The sequence below is a fragment of the Moorena sp. SIO2C4 genome (genome assembly GCF_010672485.1).
GTDB classification, from domain to species: Bacteria; Cyanobacteriota; Cyanobacteriia; order Cyanobacteriales; family Coleofasciculaceae; genus Moorena; species Moorena producens.
Genome location: NZ_JAAHGN010000977.1, coordinates 1 through 2,896, shown reverse-complemented (window position 1 = coordinate 2,896; position 2,896 = coordinate 1). Strand labels below are relative to the sequence as shown.

Genomic DNA, 2,896 nt, shown 5'->3' with positions numbered 1-2,896 from the left:
TTGTCCTGATTGTCCCTTTTGTATTGCAGATCTTCACAGCGGTTGGATTAGTGGGATATCTTTCCTTTAGAAATGGCGAGAAAGCGGTTAATAAACTTGCACTCCAGTTACAGAGCGAAATTACTAACCGCGTCCAAGAGCATCTCAAGCATTACTTAAATCACCCTTATATTCTTGCTCAAAGTAATATTAATGCTTGGCAGCTAAACCAATTAAGTTTTAACAATCTTACTGTTTTAGAACGTCACTTCTGGAAACAATTAAAACTATGTAAGTCTGTTCGTTCCATTTATATTGAAGGCAATCCAGAACAGCTAGAATATGCCTTTGCCAGACGGGAACCAGATGGAAAATTCGTTGTTAAGGACTTCGGAGATTTTCCGATGCGCAATACCTATGCTTTAGACGACCAAGGTCAGCGGACTCAGTTGTTGGTCTCCAAACCCTTCTATCCGCGCAAAAGGCCCTGGTATATCAGTGCGGTAGAGTCACCATTACCCAGATGGAGCAAAATTTACAACTTTTCTGATGATGGTAAACTCGGAATCACTTTGTCTGCCCCTGTTCAAGACGAGACAGGAAATTTTCGTGGTGTTATAGCTGTTGATCTTATTCTTAGCCTGATTAGTGATTTCCTGCGGGGACTCACCATCAGTCCTTCTGGTCAAGTTTTTCTTTTAGAACCGTCAGGAGAGTTAATTGCTAGTTCAACATCTGAACAACCATTTGTACTCAGCCATCAAGACAATCCACCTAAACGATTGAAGGCCACAGACAGTCAAAACCCATTAACCCAAATTACAGCACAGTATTTGCTTGAAAACCTTGGCAATCTTTCCAAAATTGAAGCAGCACAGCAGTTTAACTTTAAGCTTGATGGAGAACGTCAATTTGTCCAAATTACTCCTCTGAATAACCAGCGCGGTTTGGATTGGCTAGTGGTAGTTGTCATCCCAGAGTCAGATTTTATGGCGGAAATTAACGCCAATACCAGGCTCTCCATACTGTTGTGTATTTACGCTCTAATTATAGCAACAATCATTGGCATTTTTACAGCACGGTGGGTAATAAAACCGATTTTACATCTCAATAGGGCTGCTAAAGACATTGCTAAAGGGAAATGGAATAAAACTTTAACTATTAAGCGCTCCGATGAAGTCGGGGAATTGAGTGAATCCTTTAACCAAATGGCACGGCAACTTAAAGAATCCTTTGAAACCTTAGAGCAACGGGTGGAAGCACGCACGGCGGAAATCGCAGAGGCGAAAGACAAAGCAGAAGTTGCCAACCAGGCTAAAAGCGAATTTCTCTCGAATATGAGTCATGAATTGCGCACCCCCCTCAACGGCATTCTTGGCTATGCTCAAATTCTTAAGCGAGAACATAATCTCAGTTTCCGCCAAACTGATGGTTTAGAAATTATCCACAAAAGCGGGATTCATTTGTTGACCCTAATCAACGACATCTTAGACCTATCCAAAATCGAAGCCCGTAAAATGGAACTCTACCCCGATGATATCCATTTTGCTAACTTCCTCGACAGTGTTGTGGGAGTGATAAAAATGCGGGCGTTGGAGAAAGATATTTTGTTCAAATACCAAACTGAATCTAACTTACCTATTGGAATTATAGCTGATGAAAAACGACTTCGACAAGTATTACTAAACTTGTTAGGAAACGCCATTAAATTTACCGAGCAAGGTCAAGTAACCTTGGGGGTGAGGGTTAAGGAGTATCAAGTTAATACTTCTACTATTTGTTTTGATATTATTGACACTGGGGTAGGTATGAATCCCCAGCAGTTACATAAAATATTCCTACCTTTTGAACAAGTGGGTGATACTCAACGCCGCTCTGAGGGCACAGGTTTAGGATTAGCTATCACTAAACAATTAGTAGAATTGATGGGTGGTGAACTCAAGGTCACCAGTGAATTGGGTAAAGGGTCAAAATTCTGGTTTGAAGTTAGTTTTAATCTGGCAGCGATCAGTGGGGAAACTAAAGCTGAAATACCAGATAAAATTATAGGATATCGAGGTAAAAAACGTAGGCTATTGGTGGTAGATGACAAACTCGAAAACCGCTTAGTTCTTGAGAATATGCTTGCACCCTTGGGATTTGAGGTGGTCACTGGTGAAGATGGTGAGCAGGAAGTTGACTTGGCTCAACAAATCCAACCGGATCTGATTTTGAGCGATTTAGTTATGCCGGTTAAAAGTGGGTTTGAAGCCATTAAGGAAATTCGCCAAATCCCAGAGATTAGGGAAGTGCCAATTATTGCTATCTCTGCTAGTGTACTGGATATGGATCAGAAAAAGAGTCAAATTGCTGGTTGTGATGCCTTTTTGTCCAAACCCGTAGATGAACCAAAGTTATTGAGCTTGTTAGGAAAGTATTTACATCTGGAGTGGGTTTACGAACAGAATGATCAGGTTTCAAAGATAAACCCTGAAAACGGTTCAGTGGAGCCAACTGAACTAGTGATTCCGCCACTAGAAGAGATGGAAGTGCTGTATGAGTTGGCGATGTTGGGCAGTATGAAAAAAATTCGGGAGCGAGCTATCTACCTGGAAGAACTGGATCACAAATATATGGCTTTTGCTAACAACCTCAAAGAGTTAGCCCAAGGGTTTCAAGAAGATAAGATTCTTGCCTTAGTGGAACAATATTTGTAATATCTAGCAGGGAACAGGGAAAGAGAACGAGGTGTTGTAAGTGTTTCAAGTGTGTTAAGTGTGTTAAGTGTTGTAAGTTTTTTAAGTGTGGGGAGATGGGGAGTCAGATCAGCAACTGTTGTGCTTGCCACTGGGCTTTGAAGGTGCGGACATAAGCCTGAGCACACAGCTTCTCCAACGGAAATTCCCCTTAAATAGGTACTAACTAGCTTGTCAGTACA

Annotated in this window: 1 protein-coding gene; it reads left to right on the top strand. The window is 41.4% G+C overall.

Going from position 1 to position 2,896, the window contains the following annotated elements; genetic code table 11:
- Positions 1-2,675 (top strand): hybrid sensor histidine kinase/response regulator (locus F6K20_RS32325; RefSeq protein WP_287297495.1); only part of this gene is annotated, 2,675 nt, incomplete at its 5' end.
- Between the last annotated feature and the right edge of the window lie 221 nt (positions 2,676-2,896).